Below are 19,566 nucleotides of genomic sequence, written 5' to 3' on the forward strand. Positions count from 1 at the left end.
GTGCAGATCGAACCGGGGCCGATGCCGACCTTCACCGCGTCGGCGCCCGCGTCGATCAGGGCCCTGGCGGCGTCATAGGTGGCGACATTGCCGGCGATGATCTGGACGCGGTTGCTTTCGGCCTTCAGGCGGGCCACGGCCCGGCCCACATCGGCGTTGTGGCCGTGGGCGGTGTCGATCACCACCACGTCCACCCCGGCGTCGATCAGGGCCATGGACCGCTCATAGCCCGTATCGCCGACGGTGGAGGCGGCGCCGACCAGCAGGCGGCCCTTGCTGTCCTTGGCCGCCAGGGGGTGGGCCTGGGCCTTTTCGATGTCCTTGACGGTGATCAGGCCGACCGCGCGATAGTCGTCGTCCACCACGATCAGCCGTTCGATCTTGTTACGGCGCAAAAGGTCGTGGGCCTCGGCCTGCTCCACCCCTTCGGCGACGGTGATCAGGCCCTGGGTGGTCATCAGAGCGCTGGCCGGGGTGGCGTCGCTGGCTTCGAAGCGCATGTCCCGGTTGGTGAGAATGCCCACCAGCTTGCCGGTGTCCCGCTCCACCACGGGGAAGCCCGAGATGCGGCGCCTGGCCTTGATCTCGCGGACCTCGCCCAGGGTGGTGTCCGGGTGAATGGTCAGCGGATTGATGACCATGCCGCTTTCATAGCGCTTCACTTCGCGGACCTGATCGGCCTGCTCGTCGACCGTGAAGTTGCGGTGAAGCACGCCCAGGCCGCCGGACTGCGCCATGGCGATGGCCAGGCGGCTTTCGGTGACGGTGTCCATGGCTGAGGACACGATGGGAATGTTCAGCCGGATCTCCCGGGTCAACCGCGTGGTCGTGTCCACCTGGGTGGGCATGACCTCGGACGGGCCGGGTTCGAGCAAAACATCGTCGAAGGTGAGGCCTTCGCGAATCTCCATGAGACTCTCCGTTTTGCGAGCCGCGTATAAGCCGTCCGCTGCGGTAGGGGCAAGGCTTGTGGTCGATGGGACGCGAATTAGCGTCGGAAGGGCTGCGAGGAGGACCTCAGCCCTCGGGCCGCCCCTTGAAGCCGGTGGCCACGATATAGGTCTCCGAGGAGTCCGCACGGCTGGCCTTGGGCTTGACGTTTTTCACGCTCGCAAAGTCCAGGCGCAACTTCTGGATCAGATCGCCCACCTCGCCGCCCTGGAAGGCCTTGATGGCGAAGGCGCCGCCGGGCTTCAGCACGCTGATGGCGAAGGTGGTCGCCACCTCGATCAGGCCGACGATGCGCAGGTGGTCGGTCTGGCGGTGACCCACGGTGTTAGGCGCCATGTCCGACAGCACGAGGTCCGGCGGTCCGCCCAGCAAGTCGATCAGCATCGGCCCGCATTCCGGATCGGTGAAGTCCATCTGCAGGATGTGGGCCGGCGGCATGGGATCGACCGGCAGCAGGTCCACGGCCGCAATGTGGGTCACCCCGCGCTCGATGGCCACCTGCGTCCAGCCCCCGGGGGCGACGCCCAGATCGATGACCCGGACGCCGGGCTTGAGGAAGTGGAACTTGTCGTCGATCTCGATCAGCTTATAGGCCGCCCGCGAGCGATAGCCGTGGGCGCGGGCCTTGGCGGCGAAGGGATCGTTGATCTGGCGCTCCAGCCAGGCCTGGGACGACGGCGTCCGCTGCTTGGCGGTCTTCAGGCGCGCCGGCTTGGACCGGCCCTCGTCGCTGCCGGCGGTGGGCAGGCGCACCATGCGCTTGCGGGGGGGCGGCTCGGTCATGCTTCCACCTTGGATCGCGCCCCGCTGCGACGGCGGCGGGGGCCGCGGCGCCGACGGCGCCGTCCGCCCTTATCCGACATCAGCGACATGAGCACGCCTTCACGCAGGCCCCGGTCGGCCACCCGCACCCGCGAACAGGGCCAGAGTTCCTGCACGGCCTGCAGGATGGCCGCGCCCGCCAGGACCAGATCGGCCCGGTCGGGACCGATACAGGGCTGCTGCGCCCGCTGGGTCGCGGTCAGGGACAGCAGCATCTGGGCGGCCCCATCGCACTGGGCCCGGGTCATCCAGATGCCGTCCACCTGCGAACGGTCGTAGCGCTCGAGGCCCAGATGCATGCCCGCCAGGCTGGTGATGGCGCCCGACGTGCCGATCAGATGGGCGGCGTCGGCCTCGAAGATCGGCCGCAGGGGATCGGCGCGCTTGAAGGCGGAGATCTCGGCCTTCACCGTGTCCACCATGGCCCGGAACCAGGACTCCGTGGCCGTGGCGCCTTCGGGGAACCGCTCAGCCAGGGTGACCACGCCGATGGGGATCGACAGCCAGGCCTTGATCGGGGGAATCCGATCGGTCTCCGGCTGGCCGCTCAGATCGACCCAGGACATCTCCGTCGATCCGCCGCCCACATCGACCACCAGGGCGGCCTGCGCCTCATGGTCCAGCAGGCCCAGACAGCCGGCGACGGACAGACGGGCCTCTTCCTGCGGGGTGATGACCTGAAGATCGAGCCCGGTCTCCTTGGCCACGCGAGCGATGAAGGCCTCGCCGTTGGCCGCCGAGCGGCAGGCCTGGGTGGCCACGGCGCGCAGCTTCACCACCCGGCGGCGGCGAACCTTTTCGGCGCTGACGGAAAGGGCGGCGAGCGCGCGGTCCATGGCGGCCTCCGACAGGTGGCCCGTCTGGGACAGGCCCTCCCCCAGGCGGACGATTCGCGAATAGGCCTCGACCACCCGAAAACCCGTGGCCGCCGGCGTGGCGATCAGCAGGCGGCAATTGTTCGTGCCCAGATCGAGCGCGGCATAGCACGGCCCGTCCTTTGTCGTTCTGTCCCGCGCACGCAACCTGGTGTCGGGCGCTCTCGGCGCCTCAGACATGGACCGCCACCTGTCCCCTCGCCGTCGGTCAAAATCTGCGACCGGCTCATTTCAGAGGCGACTGTAGCAAGGCCGCTCGCCCGCCGAAAGGCGTCGCCTTGCACAGTGTGACAGGATGACTACGTTCACCTCCCGGTCAGGAAACGTGGTGCATAAAAGATTGTCATGGAACCTCGTTGCGCCAAATACGCCATCGGCCAGGTCGTTCGCCACCGCATCTTCCCCTTCCGCGGTGTGATCTTCGACGTCGATCCCGAGTTCGCCAACAGTGAGGACTGGTGGCTGTCCATTCCCCCTGACGTGCGGCCGCACAAGGATCAGCCCTTCTACCACCTGCTGGCCGAGAATCAGGAGAGCGCCTACGTCGCCTATGTCTCCGAGCAGAACCTGCTGCCTGACGAGACCGGCGAACCCGTGGGCCATCCGCAGGCCGCCCTGCTGTTCGAGTCCTTCAAGGGCGACCACTACACGCTTCGTCCCCGGATCGGTCACTAGGCGCAATTTCTGTTCTGCGTCCGGCGGGTAAAACGCCGATTTCGAACGGATTTTTCCGGCATCGCCGCGCATGCTGGCGCCATGAGCGAGATCGTCAAACTCAGTCCCCCCAAACTCAGTCCCCCTGACGGCGCGGCGGCCGACTGGACCATCCCCCAGAACTGGGACGACTATAGCGACCAGGACCACCAGGTCTGGACCACCCTCTATGAGCGCCAGACCCACCTGCTGCAGGACCGGGCCTGCGCGCCCTTCCTGCGGGGGCTGGACGCCCTGGACCTGCACAGGGGCGGCATACCTGATTTCTCCCGCATCAACCCCGAGCTGGAGCGCCTGACCGGCTGGCGCATCGTGGCGGTCCCGGGGCTGGTCCCCGACGATGTCTTTTTCGAGCATCTGGCCAGTCGGCGATTCCCCGCCGGCCGCTTCATCCGAGGGCCGGACCAGCTGGACTACCTGCAGGAGCCAGACATCTTCCATGACGTGTTCGGCCATGTCCCCATGCTGACCGATCCCGTCTTCGCCGATTACATGGCCGCCTATGGCCGGGGCGGCCGTCGCGCCCTCAGCCAGGGCCACCTGGCGCATCTGGCGCGGCTCTACTGGCACACGGTGGAGTTCGGCCTGATGCAGACGCCCCAGGGGCTCAGGATCTATGGGGCCGGCATCGTCTCATCGCGAACCGAGACGGCGTTCAGCCTCGAAGACGCCTCCCCGCACCGCTTGGCGTTCGATCTGATCAGGGTGATGCGCACCCCCTATCGGATCGATGATTTCCAGCCGACCTACTTTGTCATCCCGTCTCTGGAGGACCTGCTGGAGGCCAGTCTGCAGGACTTCGCCCCTGTCTACCGCCAGCTCGAATCCCTGGACGACATTCCCATCGGCGAGGTCGCCGCCACGGACGCTGTGATCCACCGGGGCGCGCAGAACTACCACCGCAGCCGCCCGGCGGCTCAGTAGTCCCGCCGCCAGCGGACGGCCAGGCGGCTGTCGCCCTCGCCGGTCAGGCGCGAGATGATCGAGAGATTGCGCCGCACCTGCCATTCGACCTGGGCCGTCGCCCCGGCGCGGCCGCCGCCGATGATCTCCAGATAGACGTCGTCGGTCAGGTACTTCCCCCCGGCCACCGTCACGCCGGAAGCCTCGCTCCCCCCAAGGCTGAGCCGGTCCAGGCCCGCAAACTCCCTGAGGTTTCCGACGATATCGAAGCCCCCGCCGCCAGCCAGGGACGACAGCGCCGCAGCCAGCTGCGCCGCCTCAATGGTCGAAAGCTGGGAGGCTGATCGGCCAAACAGCACCTGTGACAGCACCTCATCGTCCGGCAGCACCGGGGTGGAGGTCAGGCGGATGCTGGGTTTGGCCGCCGTGCCGCTCACCCGGATCACCGCCGTCAGGGCCGGATCGTCCCGGGTGGCGGTCAGGTCGAGGCGGATGTTCTGAGGCGAGGTCGAAAGATGCACCACGCCGCGCTGGTCGAACTCAAAGCGCTTGCCGGCGAACTCATAGTCCCCGCGCACCACACGGGCCTCCCCCGACAGGATCGGCCGTGAGGTCGAGCCGGTGACGGCCGCGTCGAGGGACATCTCCACATCCAGGCCCCGCCCGCGAATGAAGATGCCGCGTGCGGCGTTCAGCTTGACGTCGAGGGCCCAGCCCTCGCCGCGGCGCTGCGGCGTCGCCCGCAGGTTCTGCTTCAGGTCCAGCTCCAGCGGCCGGTTGCGCTCGATGACATCGATCGAGACCACGCCCGAGGGGGTAGGCGGATTGGCCGCGACCTCGGCCTCGTCGATGGTGAGATCGCCGGAGAGACGGACACGGCCCTCAGCATTGCGGTTGATGGTCACCTCGCCGCTGGCGTCGGCCTCGGCGATGTCATTGTCGATCAGCCGGAATCCGTTCAGCCGGAGGCGGAAACCCGAAACCCCGCCCCGATACAGGCTGATCTGGCCCGCCCCGTCGAGCCGACCACCAAGGCCGTCCACGGCCCGGGCCTCGCTCACCTCGATGGTCCGCTCGGCCAGGGCGGCGCTGACATTGATCTCACGCAGGCTGAGGCCGGTCGGCGCATCATCGAAGCGCCCGTTCTCCATGGCCGCGCTTCCGGTCAGGATGGGGTCCGCCAGGGTGCCGGCGATACGGCCGTTCAGCCGCACGCGGCCGCCCAGCGTCCGGTCGCCGTCGATCAGCAGCGCCCAGAGCGGCTCCACATCGCCCTCGGCGAAGACCTGGCCGCGCACGGGCGCCTGGCGGTTGATCGCCAACCGCAGGGGCTTGGCCGAGGCGACGGTCGGCAGCGAAAGGTCCGCCTCGGCCCGCAGGCCCTGCTCGTTGGTCGCCTCGGCGTTGATCGTCAGGATCTCGTCGTTGAGGACCGCTTCGAGGGTGGCGTCCAGGCCCTGGGCGCGGGGGGCGCCGCGACCACGGGCGTCCGTCAGGCGAGCGCCCAGGGAGCCGACGAGTTCTTCGCCGCGGCCGGTCAGGGTGAGATTGGCGTTCACCTGGCCCGCCAGATCGGGATTGAGGACGTCGAGGCCGACATTGGTGATCTGCGCCTCGATCTCCGCCAGGGCGCCGGCGAGCCGGGCGTCGATATTGATCCGGCCTCTGTCGGACGTCGCCAACAGGATCTGACCGCTTCTCACCCCCTCGCCGAACCGGAAGATGGCCGGCTGGACGGTGGACATTTCGCGGCCGCCATATCCGCCCTCCCCCATGAAGGTCAGGGTCCGCGCGGTTTCAGCCTCGGCCAGGGCGCCCTGGCCGGTGACGGTCCAACGCTCGCCCGAATAGCCGCCTCTGGCCGATAGGTCATATGAGAGCTGGTCCACCGGGCCGCTGGCGCTCAGGCTCGCCGCCACGATGGCCAGGTCCGACCCGACCGGCACCACCTCGCGGGCGGTCAGGTCGAGATCAGCCAGGGGCGCTTCGGGGCCATCGACGATCCGAACCCGGCCCGCGACCTCGCCCCGCGAGATCAAGGCGCCAGGACCGATCGCCAGTCGCAGGTCGGCTCGGGACGGCGTCGAGCTGCGAAGGACAAGGTCGCCGCTCAGGGTCACGCCGCCGGCATCGAGGGCGATATCGCTGAGATCGACCCCGGACGCCGGCAAGGCGAAGTCGGCGCGGGCCCGGGCCGGGCCGTACTGGCTGTCGGCGGCCAGGGCCACCTGACCGGCCGATCCAGCGCTGCGGCTGCGGCCAAAGCTCAGGGTCAGCCGGGCGTCGCGCAGGGGCATCCGCGGCACATCGATTTCGTCGAAGCGGGCCGTCAGGTCGAGCTGAGGCGCCGCCAGGGTTCCGGTCAGTGCGCCGGCGCCCTCGGCGTCACCGGTGAATTCGGCCGGTCCGGCGCGCAACGGCCCCTCGGCGCTCCAATCCACCTTGAAACGCAGCGCCCCGTCCGGGCCGTAGACACCGGCGCTCTCGGCCTGCAGCCGCTGGCCGTCGAGGGCGGCGCTGTCGAGGGCGAACCGGCCATTGGCCAGGGTGGCCCGCGCCTCGATCCGCGGCGCGGCGCCCAGCAGTTCATCCAGTTGAGCATAGCCCGTGGCCAGGCCCTGGCCGCGGCCGTCGAGCCGCAGACGCCACGGGGCGTTCGCCTGTCGGCCCCGCTCCGCCGACCAGGTGAAGCCGGCCTGGCCCGAGGCCCCGGCACGGGCCGCCGCCAGGTTCGAGAGTCGGGTCGAGCCGCGCACATTCAGGCCGCCAAACACGCCGCGGGTTCCGCTGGCCTCGAGGACAAGACCGCTCCCGGCCGCGTCCAGATTGCGGACCAGGACGCGCCCGTCGGCCAGGCGCTCAGCAGTCAGCGACAGGGTGGGCGCGGCCCCCAGGAGGGCGGCCAGATAGCCATCGCCTGTCCCCCCGGCCCCGGCGAGATCAGCGTCGATCGCCACGCCCCGGCGATTGCGGGTCAGTTCGACCGGCCCGCTCACCTGCCGCAGAGCATAGCCGCCGGCCGCCAGGGACTGGGCGCGGACCTCGCCGACGAAGGTCATGTCGTCGGCTTGCCCGCGCAGCACGCCGGCCAGCCGCGTCGCGCCGGTCTCCGGCCCGCCGGTGAGTTGAGATAGCTGGCCCGTCTCGGCCACCAGGCTGAGCCCCTGGGGTCCGGTCCGCCGTTCGCCGGGGTGGGCCTGGCCCACGGCCCGAAGAGTCAGATTGTCGGCCGCCAGCCGGGCGGTGAGGTTGTAGAGACCCTCGTCCACCCCCTGCCCCTGGATGTCGAAGGTGACCAGGGGCCCAAGCCGGGCGGCGATCGGCGCCGTCAGGCTGGAGGCGTCCAGGGCCAGCCGACCGACGGCCCGGCCCCCTTGCCGGTTCCATCCCCCGTTGGCGCGCAACGGCGTGGTCTCGCCGGACTGGGCGACGGCTTCGAACCGCCCCTCGGCCATGGCGCCGGCGGCGTCCACCTCCAGGCGGAAGGCCTGGTCTGCGGGCAGGCCCAGCGAACCGGCGATAGCCCCGCCCTGGCTTTCCAAGGCCGAGACATCGATCAACAGCGGCCGCGTCTTGCCGAGATCAAAGCGGACGTCCAGGTGATCGCCCGGCCGCAGCAGGCTGCGGGCCTTGATCTCGCCGGCCTGGCCGCGGCCCCGACGGCGGAGATCCAGGTTGGCGGTGACGTCATAGAGCCCACGCTCGTAGCTGAACTCCGGCGACAGGGCGAGACGCAGCTGGGCCTGGTCGATCAGGATTCTGACCGGCAGGCCGCCGGTCTCATCCTTCTTTGGCGTCAGGATCGGGCGGCGCAGCACCCGCACCTCTTCGGCCGTCACCCGCTCGGCGTGGAACTGCCGCCGCAGGAGTTGCAGGTAATTCCATTGCAGGGCGATGTTTTCGGCTTCGAGCCAAACCCCAGCCTCATCGGCGATGGTCAGCTTGCCGATCCGAAAGTCGCGGAACAGGTCACCGCTGAGGCCCTCGATCTTCAGATTGCCGAACCGTCCGATCGCCAGGCCGTCGGTGCGCGCCTCGATCAGCCCGAGAGTCGGCGGCGCCATCGCACCGAACCGCACGGCGGCGAAAAGGGCGCCGACCAGGGCGACCACAACCACCGCCGCCACCGCCAGGCGCCGCTTCAGGCTCTTTCGGCGGCCGGCAGGCGCTTCAGGCTCGACATGATCTTCGACGCTCAAAAGCTCTGTCCGATACTGAGATAGATCTGGAAGACGCCATCGCGCTTGTCGGAGTCGAGCGGAATGGCGATGTCGGCGCGAATGGGTCCGAAGCCGAGATCGTAGCGAACCCCGACGCCGACGCCGACGCTCATATTTTCGCCCGTCGGGGTCGTTTCGTCGCCCACGGAGCCGGCGTCCACAAAGGCCACGACGCCCCAGCGCTCCGTCAGCTTGCGACGGGCCTCAAGGCTGACCTCGATCAGGGACAGGCCCCCGCGCGGGGTGTTGTCCTCCAGTCGCGGACCGACCGCCTGGTAGGCATAGCCACGGACCGAGCCGCCGCCGCCGGCGTAGAACCGCCGGGACGCCGGGATGTCGGGCAGCTTGCCCCCGGCCAGGCTGCCGATCTTCAGCCGGCCGGCCATGACGGTGCGGGCCTGGGAATCCAGCGGCAGATAGGCGACGCCCTGGGTGGCGATCTCCAGATAGGGCAAGCTCTCGTCGCCGGCGATGTAGGTGGGCTCCAGGCGCAGATCCGCCCGCCAGCCCTGGGTCGGGTCGAGAAGATCATTGGAGCGGTCCAGGGACACCGCGCCGAACACGGCGCCGATGATCAGGTCACGGCCCAGGGGCGAGAGGGTGCGGGCGTCCTTCTCGTCATTGCGGGTCAGGTCGAGGGATCCGCCGACCGTGACGAAGGAATTGGCGCCGTAGCGCCGACGCAGGTCAGCCCCGACGCCCACGCCGGTCTCTTCAAAGGCGTCGGTTTCATTGCGATAGGCGCCCGCATTCATGTGCAGGGTCTGGGCGGCGCGCCGCCAGTGCGGCAGGGTCAGGTCGGCGCCCAGGCGGCTGTCCAGTTCCGAAACCCGCGCCACCAGGGCCAGGGTGTCGGCCCGGCCCAGCACATTGTATCGGCTCCAGCGGGTGTCGACGCCGAATCCTTCGGTGGTGGAATAGCTGGCGCCGACCTCGAGCGTGCGCGGCTCGCGGTCCTCCAGGCCGACCAGGACCCGGCGACGCCCCTCCTCATCCACATCGTCCTGCGCCGAGAGGGCGACGGTGACCGAGTTATAGACGCCGGTGTCGAGGAGGCGCCGCTCGAGCTCGGCGACATCCTCCGGATCGAAGACGTCGCCGACGGTCCATGGCCGCAGTTGATCCAGCCAGGCGGGATTAGTCCGCCCCTCGGTGTTGAGGACGAGCCCATCAAGGCGAACCAGACCACCCGCATCGATCCGGAAGGTCGGACGCACCGTATCATCGGCATGATCGACGATCACCTCACGGGGGTCGGCCGAGACATCGGCATAGCCGGACCCCCGCACCGCCGCGACGATCCGCCCCTCGGCGGCCACCACGTCAGCCGAGCGTCCGGGATCGCCGGGCGTGATGCCCATGGCCTCGCGGCCCTTGGCCTGGGTTTCCTGGTCAGGCGCCTCGCCGGTCCAGGCCACCTGCGGATCAGCGAACACAAACCGAGGGCCAGGCTCCACCTCGACGACCGGACGCGGCGGCTCAGCCTCGCTCACGTCGGCCTCGACACCATAGGCGTAGTAGGCCTCGGACCTCAGGACAGCGATGGCGTCCTCAGCCGCGTCCCGGGCGCGACGGCGCGCCTGGAACAGGCTTTCCACGGGCTGATCGGCCTCGCCTATGGCGCCGACGATTCGCTCCCGAAGATCGCTGTTGATGTCCCCGCGCACATCAGCACGCGGCTCGGCGCGAGCCGTGCCGGCGCCGTAGACACATAGGGCAGCCGTGGCGACGGCTGCGAAGACACTTCGTCCCACGCAATCACCCTTCAGCCCCCGGACATCCCTGTAGCGACGCACGGAGCCCGTGTCACCCCGCCGGACTCGCCTGAGTTTTAATCTTCCGGCGCCTGGATTTGCGGCGCCCACAATAGCGCAGGACGTTCAACGCCACAGTCTCTAGGCTGTCGTCCCGGCTTGCGGTTTCGAGGACGGGAGCGTGGGTGGAGTAGGGCGTGGCGACAGCGCAAAGATCCGAAGAGATCGACCGGGCCATGGCCCAGGCGGCGGAGGCGAATCCGCCCTACGATGAAATGCATGCCCCCGATGGGTCGGTCCGACCGCATTTCGCCGCCCTGGCGCGGCGACTGGCGGCCATGGACCCCGGCGAACTGGACGAGCGCCAGCGGACCCTTGAGCGCTTCTTCCTGCTGCAGGGCATCACCTTCACCGTCTATGGCGCCGAGAGCACCACCGAGCGGATCATACCGACCGACCTGCTACCCCGCATCATTCCGGCCGACGAGTGGGCGCGAATCGAGAACGGGCTGACCCAGCGCCTGCAGGCGCTGAACCTGTTCCTCGCCGACATCTATGGCGAGCGGATGATCCTCAAGGACGGGGTGGTGCCGCGGGAGCTGGTGCTCGGCGCGCCATCCTACCGGCGGGAGATGCAGGGTCTCTACGTGCCCCACCAAGCCTACGCCAATGTCTGCGGCAGCGACCTGATTCGGCAGGAAGACGGCGCCTATGCGGTGCTCGAGGACAATCTGCGGGTGCCCTCAGGCGTCTCCTACATGCTGGCCAACCGCGAGGCCTCCAAGCGCACCTTCCCCGGCACCTTCCGGCTGGCCGGCGTGCGCCAGATCGACCGCTATCCGGATCTGCTGCTCTCGACCCTGCGCAGCATGGTGGAGTGGCGGCCCAATCCCCAGGTCGTGGTGCTGACGCCTGGCGTCTACAACTCCGCCTATTACGAGCACGCCTATCTGGCCCGCCTCATGGGGGTGCCCCTGGTCGAGGGCCGCGACCTCGTGGTCCATGACAATCTGGTCTATATGCGGACCACGACGGGCCTGCGGCGGATCGATGTGATCTATCGCCGGGTGGATGACGACTTCGTCGACCCCCTCACCTTCCGCCGGGACTCGTCCCTGGGCGTGCCGGGCCTGTTCAACGCCTATCGCGCCGGCACGGTGGTCATGTGCAATGCGCCGGGCACGGGCGTGGCCGACGACAAGGCGGTCTACGCCTATGTCCCGGAGATCATCCGCTACTATCTGGGCGAGGAGCCGATCCTGCCCAATATCGAGACCTTCCTCTGCCGCGAGCCGTCCGAGCTCAACCACGTCCTGGCCAATCTGGACAAGCTGGTGGTCAAGGCGGTGGGCGCCTCAGGGGGCTACGGCATGCTGATCGGTCCCCACGCCACCACGGCCCAGCGCGAGGAGTTCGCCGCGGCGATCAAGGCCGATCCGGAAAACTACATCGCCCAGCCGACCATCCAGCTCTCCACCGCGCCCTGCCTGATCGACGGCGAGGTGGACACCCGCCACGTGGATCTGCGGCCCTTCATCCTGTCAGGCGAGAAGATCACCGTGACCCCGGGCGCCCTGACCCGGGTCGCCCTGCGCAAGGGCTCCCTGGTGGTCAATTCCAGCCAGGGCGGCGGCTCCAAGGACACCTGGGTGCTGGCCGAAACCGGAGTCGACCCGTCATGATGCTCGCCCGGGTCGCCGACAGCCTCTACTGGATCGGCCGCTATGTGGAGCGGGCCGAGCATGTGGCGCGCCTGTCGGACATCATGCTCACCGCCACCCTCGACCGGGCCGAGACCGCCGCCCAGGTGGCGCGCATCGCCCTGTCGGCGGTGGGCGAAGCCACGCCGGAAAAGATCGCCAACCCCTTCGAGTCCGCCCGCGCCCTGGCCCTGGACCGGCTGGAGGGCAATTCGGTGGTCACCTCCCTGGCCCGCGCCCGGGAGAACGCCCGCCAGGTCCGCGACCAGATCACCAGCGAGACCTGGGAGCGGCTGAACCTGGTGCATCTGCGCCTGTCGGGCGCCACGGCGGCCAAGTCGTTCAATGACGGCTCCTCGGCCTTCCTGCATGACATCATCGCCGACCTGCACCTGTTCAAGGGCGCGGCCGACGCCACCATGAGCCACGGCGAGGGGTGGCGGTTCCTGCTGCTCGGCGCCCATCTGGAGCGCGCCCAGCTGATCGGACGGTTGCTGGAGGTCTGCTTCGGGCGCGGCGTGGAACAGCTCGACCACCCGACCCTGACGGCCGTGCTGCGCATGAGCTGCGCCCTGGAGCCCTATCTGCGGGCCTATACCGCCGATGTCCGCGCCCGGCCGATCCTGGAATTCCTGCTGCTCAACGCCGAGTTCCCCCGCTCCATCCGCTTCTGCACCGATGAGATCGAGGCCCACCTTTCCATGCTCAGCCGTCACGCCGAGGCCGTCCATGTGGGGCCAGAGCGCCTGGCCGGCCGGCTGAAGGCGCGGCTGCAATATGCCGACATGGGCGAGATCGAGCGCGACGGGTCGCACGCCTTTCTGGAGGGCGTGCTGGCCGAGTGCGGCGAAATCCACCGCGGGGTCTATGACGCCTTCGTGGCCTATCCCCTCGAAATGCGCCTTCCGGCCTGAGGAATCCCGTGCTTCTCGAAATCCGCCACGTCACCCAGTACCACTACGCCGCCCCGGTTCGCGAAAGCCTCATGGAGGTCTGGATGCAGCCCCAGAAGGGCGCGCGCCAGCGGCTGGTGAGCTTCGACCTGGAGATCGATCCGGGCACGCAGCTGTTCTCCTACGCCGACACCTTCGGCAACGCGGTCTACCATTTCGATGTGCCCCAGCCGCACGACCGCCTGACCATCGTGGCCCGCTCGGCCGTCGAGACGCAGCCTGAAATCCCCCTGCCCGAGGCCCTCGACATGGGCGAATGGGACCGGCTGCGCAGCGATTTCGTGCAGGGCGACCAGTTCGACTTCCTGCGCGAGCATGGCTTCGCGGTTCAGACCGATCTGCTGCGCGCCTTCGCCGCCGATCACGACATCGGCCGCCTGCGGCAGCGCGATCCGCTCACGGCGGTGAGCGAACTGTCGAGGATCATCTACGAGTCCTTCGCCTATGAGACCGGGGTCACCGAGGCCGACAGTCCGATCGACGAGGCCCTGAGCGAGCGCCGCGGGGTCTGCCAGGACTTCAGCCACATCATGATCGCGCTCTGCCGGGCCTGGGGCATTCCGGCGCGCTATGTGTCGGGCTACCTCTTCACCGATCGCGACAGCGGCGACCGTTCCGATCCCGACGCCACCCACGCCTGGGTCGAGGTCTTCCTGCCCAGCCTGCGCTGGATCGGCTTCGACCCCACCAACAATGTGATGGCCGGCGAGCGCCACGTCGCCGCCGCCGTCGGGCGCGACTACAGCGACGTGCCGCCCTCCCGCGGCGTCTACAAGGGGGACGCCGAAAGCCAGCTGGCGGTGGGCGTCTCGGTCCGGCGCGCCCGGGCGGCGATCACCGAGCCGGAGTTCCTCCGCATCTCGCAGCCGACCTTCAGCCGCAACGCCCGGCGGCGGCCCAATCCCGCCACCGGCCTGCACGACCAGCAGCAGCAACAGCAGCAATAGGTCGCTCACGCCTCTTTCCAAGGGCGCAGGCCTGGCCTATGGCGAGCGCGTGAAGCGTTCAGCGACCCGACCGGCACGTCTCCCGCACAGCATCCTGTTGATGCTGGCGATGGTCGCCCTCGGGCTGAAGATCCTCATCCCCCCCGGCTACATGGCCGCCCCGCCGCAGGCCGAGGGCCCCGGATTCAACCTGGTGCTCTGTACGGCCCAGGGGATGATCGACATGGCGGCGGCCGCCGACGATACGGCACCCTCGGACAAGGATGACGACGGCGCGCGTCACAGCCCCTGCGTCTTCGCCGGACACAGCGTCGCCGCTGCCGCGCCCGACCTTCTGAGCGCCCAGCCGGCGGAGTTCCAGCCGGTCACTGCCGCAGGTCACGACATCTCGGGCGACATCGCCCCGGGCCGCGGCCTCGCCGCGCCCCCGCCCCCACCCCGAGGCCCCCCACAACTGCAGGCCTGAGACCGGCGTACGCCGGTCCTGACATGAATCCCGGGCGGAGGCCGCATGGCCGCGCCCGGCGTCCTGCACCTGCGATGGCCGCCCGTGCGGCGGCCGGGGGATTTTTCGATGAAGACCACCCTAGGCGCCTGCGGCGCCCTCCTTGTTCTCGCCCTGCCCTGCGCGGGCCAGGCCCAGACCACCGTCGATTCCGTCATCGTGACCGGCCGGCCCGATCCCGAAGACCCCGCCGTCGTCGCTGACGCCCGCCAGCGACTGTCGGAGACCCCCGGCGGCGTTTCGGTCGTGGCCGCGGAATCCTACGAGAACCGCTTTGCCTTGGCGCTGGACGACATGCTGCGCGACGCGCCCGGCGTGTTCGCCCAGAAGAAGTGGGGCGGCGACATCCGACTCTCGATCCGCGGCTCAGGGCTCGGCAACGCCAACCACAACCGCGGCCTGCTGCTGGCCCAGGACGGCCTGCCGCTCAACGAGGCCGACGGCTATGGGGACAGCCAGATCGCCGATCCCCTGATCACCCGCTATGTGGAGGTCTATCGCGGCGGCAACGCCCTGCGCTTCGGCGGCGCGCTGCTGGGCGGGGCGGTGAACATGGTCACCCCGACCGGCGAAACGGCGCCCTATGACCTGCGCCTGCGCCTGGACGGCGGCGCCTTTGGCATGCTGCGGCAGCACGCGGCCGCCGCGGGCGAGAGCGGCGCCTGGGACGGCTTCATCGCCGTGACCAACCAGACGGGCCAGGGTCCGCGGCCCCAGAGCCAGCAGAACATCCAGTTCGCCAGCCTCAATGTCGGCCGCGACCTGGGCGAGGACGCCGAGGTTCGCCTGATCCTCAACGGCGCCGACATCAAGCAGGAGATCCCCGGCGCCCTGACCCGCGCCCAGTTCGACGCCGACCCCTATCAGGCGACGGCGGGCAACATCGCCAATGACTATGCCCGCGACGTGCGCGCCCTGCGCAGCGCAGCGACCCTGAACTGGGCCATCGCCGGCGACATCTCGCTCAGCGTCGGCGTCTATGGGATCTGGAAGAACCTGGAGCATCCCATCTTCCAGGTCATCGCCCAGGAAAGCCGCAACTACGGCGTCTTCGCCAAGCTCGACTGGGCGGGCGAGATCGCCGGTCGGCGGGCCGACGCCTTCGGCGGCCTGTGGGGCCGGCAGGGCGACCTGGACTCCCACTTCTATGTCAATCGGGCGGGATCGCGGGGCGACCTGCGGTCGATCTCCTACCAGAACGCCCGCGCCCTGGACCTGTTCGGCGAAGGTCGCCTGTTCCTGACCGATCAGTTGGCCGTCGTGGCCGGGGCGACCTATGGGATCGCCGAGCGGGACTATGACAGCCGCGCCGTGCCGGGCGTCGCCGGGACCTTCAACCTGAAGGCCTCGCGAAACTTCGACTGGATCGCCCCGCGCATCGGCCTCCTGTGGGAGGCGCCGGACGGGGCGCAGCTGTTCGCCAATGTGACCCGCTCGGTGGAGCCGCCGAACTTCGGGTCGCTCTCCCCCACCAATGCCGGCTTCGCGCCGGTGGAGGCGCAGGAGGCCGTGACCTACGAGGCCGGCGCCCGGGGCCGGCGCGGCGCCTTTACCTGGGACGTGACCCTCTATCACGCCGAGTTGGAGAAGGAGCTGCTGCAGTTCAGCGTCAGCCAGGATCGCCCGGCCACCACCTTCAACGCCGAGGAGACCTATCACCGGGGACTCGAGGCGGCGCTCGACTGGCGCTTCGCCCCGGCCTGGCGGCTGCGCCAGACCTACACCTGGTCGGACTTCGCCTTCCGGGACGATCCGCAGTACGGCGACAACCGCCTGCCGGTCGCGCCCGAACACCTCTATAGGGCCGAGCTTCGCTATGAGGCGCCGCAGGGCTGGTTTGTCTCCCCCTCGGTGGAGTGGACGCCGCAAGGCGCCTTTGTGGACTTCGCCAACACCACCCGCGCGCCCGCCTATGCGGTGGCCCACATCAACGCAGGCTGGACCTTCCGACCCGGCCTTAGCGTCTTCGTCGATCTGCGCAATGTGACCGACGAGGCCTATGTCTCCAACGTGCAGCCGGTGATCACGGCCACGGCCGCCACGGGCGCCTATTGGCCCGGCGACCGCCGCTCGCTGTTTGCCGGCCTCATCCTCGACTTCTGATCACACGGGCGGTGGCCGGGACGCCGGCCGCCGTCATGGAGACCTGCCCCACATGTCTGCAAGACCCGATTTCAGAGGCTATGGCGCCGTCTGGCGGCTTCACTTCATCGCCGGCCTGCTGGTGCTGCCCCTCCTGATGCTGATGGCGGCCACCGGCGGCGCCTATCTCTTCAAGGACGAGATCGATTCCGCCATCTATGGCGACGTCCTCCGCGCGCCTCCGGCGGCCGATATCCAGCCATCGCGGTGGCTGGCGGCGGCGGAAGCCGCAACGGGCGGTGTCGTCACCCGGATCACCGTGCCCGCCGACGGCCGCTCGGCCGAGGCTCTGGTGCGTCGTCCGGTGGGAGATCTCGCCCGGCTCCACCTCGATCCGGCCAGCGCCGCCGTCCTCGGCGAGACCCCGCCTGATGGGGCGATGGCCTGGGTCAAGGACCTCCACAGCCTGACCCTGCTGGGCCCCCAGGCCAATCTGCTGCCCGAACTGGCCGCAGGCTGGGCCATCGTCCTGGTGGCGACCGGCGCGATCCTCTGGTGGCCAAGGCGAAGCCAACGCCTCGCCCCAGGGTCACGGACGCTCTGGCGGCGCGTCCATGGCTGGACCGGAAGCTTCGCCGGCCTTGTCATCGTCTTCCTGGCCCTGACCGGCATGCCCTGGTCGGCGGTCTGGGGGCAGCAGGCCCGGGCCCTGACCAACGCCGCCGGCTGGGGCCGGCCGGCCGCCCCGCCCGCCGCCGGCGCCTGGGCGCCCGGTCCGGCCGCCGGGCACGCCGCCCATGGCGCCGCGCCCTGGGCGCTGCAGGGCGAGCATCTGATCCACAGCTCGGCCCCGGTCCCTGTGGACCGCGCCGCGACCCTCGACGCCGCGGTTCAGACCGCCCTGGCCCAGGACCTGCCCCGGCCCTTCACCATCGCCCTGTCCGATGATCCGGCCCTGGCCTGGAGCGTCACGCACATGGCGGCCAAGGCCGAAGACCAGCGGACCCTCTATATCGATCCCACCGGCAAGGTCGTCGCCGACATAGGCTATGGCGATTTCGGACCAGCGGCCCAGGCCATCGAATGGGGCGTCGCCACCCACCAGGGTCGGCAGTACGGCCCGCTCAATCGCGGGATCATGCTGGCCGGCTGCGTCGCCATCTGGATCCTGGCCCTCAGCGGCCTGGCCATGTGGTGGATCCGGCGACCCAGGGGACGTCTCGGCGTCCCGCCCCGCCCCCTTAGCCGGCGGCGCTACATCCTTCTGGCCGCGGTGGTGACGCCGCTGGCCCTGCTCTTCCCCCTGGTCGGCGCCTCGCTCATTGTCGGCATGGCCATCGACCTCATCCTCCAGCGTCTGACCACCCGGCCAGCCGTCCCTTCTCCAGGAGCCCACGCATGAAACCCATCCTGCTGATCGCGCCCCTCGCCCTGCTGGTCGCCTGCAGCCCCAAGGCTCAGGTCGAGCCCGCCGTGACCGCCAGCGACGCCTGGTGCCGACCTGCCGTGGCCGGCGCCCCGGCGGTCGGCTGCTATGTCACCCTGGACTCCGCGGCGGACGACCGGCTGGTGGCCGCGCAGAGCCCGGCCGGCGAGCGGGTTGAGATCCACACCATGACCATGGACGGCGGCGTCATGCGCATGCGCCAGCTGGAGGATGGCCTGCCCCTGCCCGCCGGCGAGACCACGGCGCTCAAGCCCGGCGCCGAGCACCTGATGCTGATTGGTCCGACCTCAGGCCTCGATGAAGGCGGCGAGGTCACCCTGACCCTGAACTTCGAGAAGGCCCCGCCGGCCACCGTCACGGCCCAGATCCGCTCAGCGCCGCACGCGATGGAACACTGATCCAAACACCGCGTCCCTCACAACGGGGGACGCGGAGATTGGTAGGCCGGGTGGGGGTCGAACCCACGACCATTCGATTAAAAGTCGAATGCTCTACCACTGAGCTACCGGCCCATGACGCGGCGCGGAGTGGGCGCCGGGTCGAAGGGGGCGGACCATAGGGCGCAGGTCCGACTCGGGCAAGTGAGGCTTGGCCTTCCTGCGTTCATCAGGGCCGAGTAGGATGGGGATATGTCCCGTACCCTGAGCTTAATCCTCCTTACCACCGCCGCCCTGGCCGCCGCGGGCTGCACCACGACCCGGGCCGATGGGTCGCCACGCATCCAGACCTCGTCCCAGGCTAACCGCGAGAGCGTCCAGGGCGCCGTCATCTCGCCCCTGCGGGACGTCAATGTGCTGCGCACCAAGATCCCGCCGATCCTGCTGGAGGCCCAGGCCGATCCCTATCGGCGGCCCTATCCCGCCACCTGCGAGAGCCTGATCGCGGAGATCCGGCCGCTGAGCCAGGCCCTGGGTGCGGATCTGGACGAAGACGCCGTCGATGAGGATGACCTGCTCGACCAGGGGCGCACGACCGCGCTCGGCGCCGTGGCCGGCCTGGCCCAGGACGTCATTCCCTTCCGCGGCTGGGTGCGGCAGCTGAGCGGGGCCGAGCGGCACGACAAGACGGTGCAGAGCGCCATCATCGCCGGCGGCGTTCGCCGGGCCTATCTGAAAGGGCTGGGCGAGGCCCGAGGCTGCAACCCGCCGGCCACCCCCAACCATGGGCGCGAAAAGCCGCAAGTCATCCAGCAGGAGCTGCGCCCCCGCTATCCCGTGCGCTGAGCGCTGCGGAAGTCGCGACGGAAGGCCTCGAACCGCCCCTCGGCGATGGCCCCGCGCATGGCGGCCGTCAGGGCCTGGAAGTGGGCGATGTTGTGCCAGGACAACAGCACCTGCCCAAGGATCTCCTCGGCCTTCACCAGATGGTGCAGATAGGCCTTGGAATAGTCCCGGCTGGCCGGACAGGTCGAGGTCTCGTCCAGCGGCGTATCGTCCTCGGCGAAGCGGGCGTTCTTCAGGTTGACCGGACCGTTCCAGGTCCAGGCCTGGCCATGGCGGCCCGACCGGGTCGGCAGGACGCAGTCGAACATGTCCACCCCCCGGGCCACGGCCTCGACCAGGTCGATGGGCTTGCCCACCCCCATCAGATAGCGCGGCCGGTTGGCGGGCAGCAGGCCCGGCGCATAGTCCAGCACCTCGCACATGGCCTCATGGCCCTCCCCCACCGCCAGGCCGCCGATGGCGTAGCCGTC

Annotated in this window: 16 protein-coding genes and 1 tRNA gene; 10 read left to right on the top strand and 7 right to left on the bottom strand. The window is 69.5% G+C overall.

Translation table 11 applies throughout. The annotated features are described in order from the left end of the window. The 3 genes from guaB to Q7S93_RS10190 form a co-directional block, all read right to left on the bottom strand. The coding region (guaB, locus tag Q7S93_RS10180) for an IMP dehydrogenase (protein ID WP_304713776.1) at nt 1-911 on the bottom strand (911 nt) is incomplete at its 3' end. Nucleotides 912-1,017: 106 nt separating this feature from the next. Then, a complete protein-coding gene (locus tag Q7S93_RS10185; protein ID WP_304713777.1) occupies nt 1,018-1,734 on the bottom strand; it encodes an RlmE family RNA methyltransferase in 717 nt (238 codons plus the stop codon). After that, nucleotides 1,731-2,828, bottom strand: coding sequence for a Ppx/GppA phosphatase family protein (locus Q7S93_RS10190; protein WP_304713778.1), 1,098 nt, complete (start codon nt 2,826-2,828; stop codon nt 1,731-1,733). Before Q7S93_RS10190 ends, Q7S93_RS10185 begins: the two co-directional genes overlap by 4 nt. Before the next feature lie 165 nt (nt 2,829-2,993). Here Q7S93_RS10190 and hspQ point away from each other — a divergent pair, with 165 nt between their 5' ends. Both hspQ and phhA read left to right on the top strand, forming a co-directional pair. Next, nucleotides 2,994-3,323 (top strand): heat shock protein HspQ, encoded by a 330-nt coding sequence (hspQ, locus tag Q7S93_RS10195; protein ID WP_304713779.1) that lies wholly within the window; start codon nt 2,994-2,996, stop codon nt 3,321-3,323. An 81-nt stretch (nt 3,324-3,404) separates the two neighbouring features. After that, nucleotides 3,405-4,286, top strand: a complete 882-nt coding sequence (phhA, locus tag Q7S93_RS10200) for a phenylalanine 4-monooxygenase (protein ID WP_304713780.1) — start codon at nt 3,405-3,407, stop codon at nt 4,284-4,286. Here phhA and Q7S93_RS10205 read toward each other — a convergent pair. Next, nucleotides 4,280-8,464 carry a translocation/assembly module TamB domain-containing protein gene (locus tag Q7S93_RS10205; protein WP_304713781.1) on the bottom strand — a complete coding sequence of 1,395 codons (4,185 nt, stop codon included), beginning with the start codon at nt 8,462-8,464 and terminating at the stop codon, nt 4,280-4,282. The two genes, phhA and Q7S93_RS10205, sit on opposite strands and share 7 nt — an antisense overlap. Continuing rightward, entirely contained in the window at nt 8,461-10,239 is a 1,779-nt protein-coding gene (locus Q7S93_RS10210) for an autotransporter assembly complex protein TamA (protein ID WP_304713782.1), read from the bottom strand. Before Q7S93_RS10210 ends, Q7S93_RS10205 begins: the two co-directional genes overlap by 4 nt. Before the next feature lie 236 nt (nt 10,240-10,475). On the opposite strand from Q7S93_RS10210, the gene Q7S93_RS10215 reads away from it, so the two are divergent. The 7 genes from Q7S93_RS10215 to Q7S93_RS10245 all read left to right on the top strand — a co-directional run bounded on the left by Q7S93_RS10215 (nt 10,476) and on the right by Q7S93_RS10245 (nt 18,271). Further along, nucleotides 10,476-11,921: a circularly permuted type 2 ATP-grasp protein gene (locus Q7S93_RS10215; protein WP_370652128.1), complete on the top strand. Its 1,446-nt coding sequence runs from the start codon at nt 10,476-10,478 to the stop codon at nt 11,919-11,921. After that, on the top strand, nt 11,918-12,853 hold the full coding sequence (locus tag Q7S93_RS10220) for an alpha-E domain-containing protein (RefSeq protein WP_304713783.1): 936 nt from the start codon (nt 11,918-11,920) through the stop codon (nt 12,851-12,853). Before Q7S93_RS10215 ends, Q7S93_RS10220 begins: the two co-directional genes overlap by 4 nt. Nucleotides 12,854-12,861: 8 nt before the next feature. Then, on the top strand, nt 12,862-13,839 hold the full coding sequence (locus Q7S93_RS10225; protein WP_304713784.1) for a transglutaminase family protein: 978 nt from the start codon (nt 12,862-12,864) through the stop codon (nt 13,837-13,839). 49 nt (nt 13,840-13,888) lie between these two features. Next, the gene (locus Q7S93_RS10230; protein WP_304713785.1) at nt 13,889-14,305 is read left to right on the top strand and encodes a DUF2946 family protein; all 417 of its coding nucleotides are present in this window, start codon (nt 13,889-13,891) and stop codon (nt 14,303-14,305) included. Between the two features lie 108 nt (nt 14,306-14,413). After that, nucleotides 14,414-16,447 carry a TonB-dependent receptor family protein gene (locus Q7S93_RS10235; protein WP_304713786.1) on the top strand — a complete coding sequence of 678 codons (2,034 nt, stop codon included), beginning with the start codon at nt 14,414-14,416 and terminating at the stop codon, nt 16,445-16,447. A gap of 52 nt (nt 16,448-16,499) precedes the next feature. Continuing rightward, the gene (locus Q7S93_RS10240; RefSeq protein ID WP_304713787.1) at nt 16,500-17,828 is read left to right on the top strand and encodes a PepSY-associated TM helix domain-containing protein; all 1,329 of its coding nucleotides are present in this window, start codon (nt 16,500-16,502) and stop codon (nt 17,826-17,828) included. Beyond that, nucleotides 17,825-18,271, top strand: coding sequence for a copper chaperone PCu(A)C (locus Q7S93_RS10245; RefSeq protein WP_304713788.1), 447 nt, complete (start codon nt 17,825-17,827; stop codon nt 18,269-18,271). The genes Q7S93_RS10240 and Q7S93_RS10245 overlap by 4 nt, the downstream gene beginning before the upstream one ends. Nucleotides 18,272-18,310: 39 nt before the next feature. Here Q7S93_RS10245 and Q7S93_RS10250 read toward each other — a convergent pair. Further along, nucleotides 18,311-18,385, bottom strand: a tRNA-Lys gene (locus tag Q7S93_RS10250). 117 nt (nt 18,386-18,502) lie between these two features. On the opposite strand from Q7S93_RS10250, the gene Q7S93_RS10255 reads away from it, so the two are divergent. Beyond that, complete coding sequence (locus Q7S93_RS10255; protein ID WP_304713789.1) at nt 18,503-19,096, top strand: hypothetical protein; 594 nt, start codon at nt 18,503-18,505, stop codon at nt 19,094-19,096. Here the strand turns inward: Q7S93_RS10255 and Q7S93_RS10260 are convergent. Next, on the bottom strand, nt 19,081-19,566 hold a 486-nt coding region (locus Q7S93_RS10260), incomplete at its 5' end, for a tRNA-ribosyltransferase family protein (RefSeq protein WP_304713790.1). The genes Q7S93_RS10255 and Q7S93_RS10260 overlap by 16 nt on opposite strands.

The organism is Phenylobacterium sp., from assembly GCF_030646615.1.
GTDB lineage: Bacteria > Pseudomonadota > Alphaproteobacteria > Caulobacterales > Caulobacteraceae > Phenylobacterium.

Coding starts and splice junctions, on each gene's coding strand:
- Q7S93_RS10185 (WP_304713777.1), bottom strand. CDS start 1,734: ATGACCGAGCCGCCCCCCCGCAAGCGCATGGTGCGCCTGCCCACCGCC.
- Q7S93_RS10190 (WP_304713778.1), bottom strand. CDS start 2,828: ATGTCTGAGGCGCCGAGAGCGCCCGACACCAGGTTGCGTGCGCGGGAC.
- hspQ (WP_304713779.1), top strand. CDS start 2,994: ATGGAACCTCGTTGCGCCAAATACGCCATCGGCCAGGTCGTTCGCCAC.
- phhA (WP_304713780.1), top strand. CDS start 3,405: ATGAGCGAGATCGTCAAACTCAGTCCCCCCAAACTCAGTCCCCCTGAC.
- Q7S93_RS10215 (WP_370652128.1), top strand. CDS start 10,476: ATGGCCCAGGCGGCGGAGGCGAATCCGCCCTACGATGAAATGCATGCC.
- Q7S93_RS10220 (WP_304713783.1), top strand. CDS start 11,918: ATGATGCTCGCCCGGGTCGCCGACAGCCTCTACTGGATCGGCCGCTAT.
- Q7S93_RS10235 (WP_304713786.1), top strand. CDS start 14,414: ATGAAGACCACCCTAGGCGCCTGCGGCGCCCTCCTTGTTCTCGCCCTG.
- Q7S93_RS10240 (WP_304713787.1), top strand. CDS start 16,500: ATGTCTGCAAGACCCGATTTCAGAGGCTATGGCGCCGTCTGGCGGCTT.
- Q7S93_RS10245 (WP_304713788.1), top strand. CDS start 17,825: ATGAAACCCATCCTGCTGATCGCGCCCCTCGCCCTGCTGGTCGCCTGC.
- Q7S93_RS10255 (WP_304713789.1), top strand. CDS start 18,503: ATGTCCCGTACCCTGAGCTTAATCCTCCTTACCACCGCCGCCCTGGCC.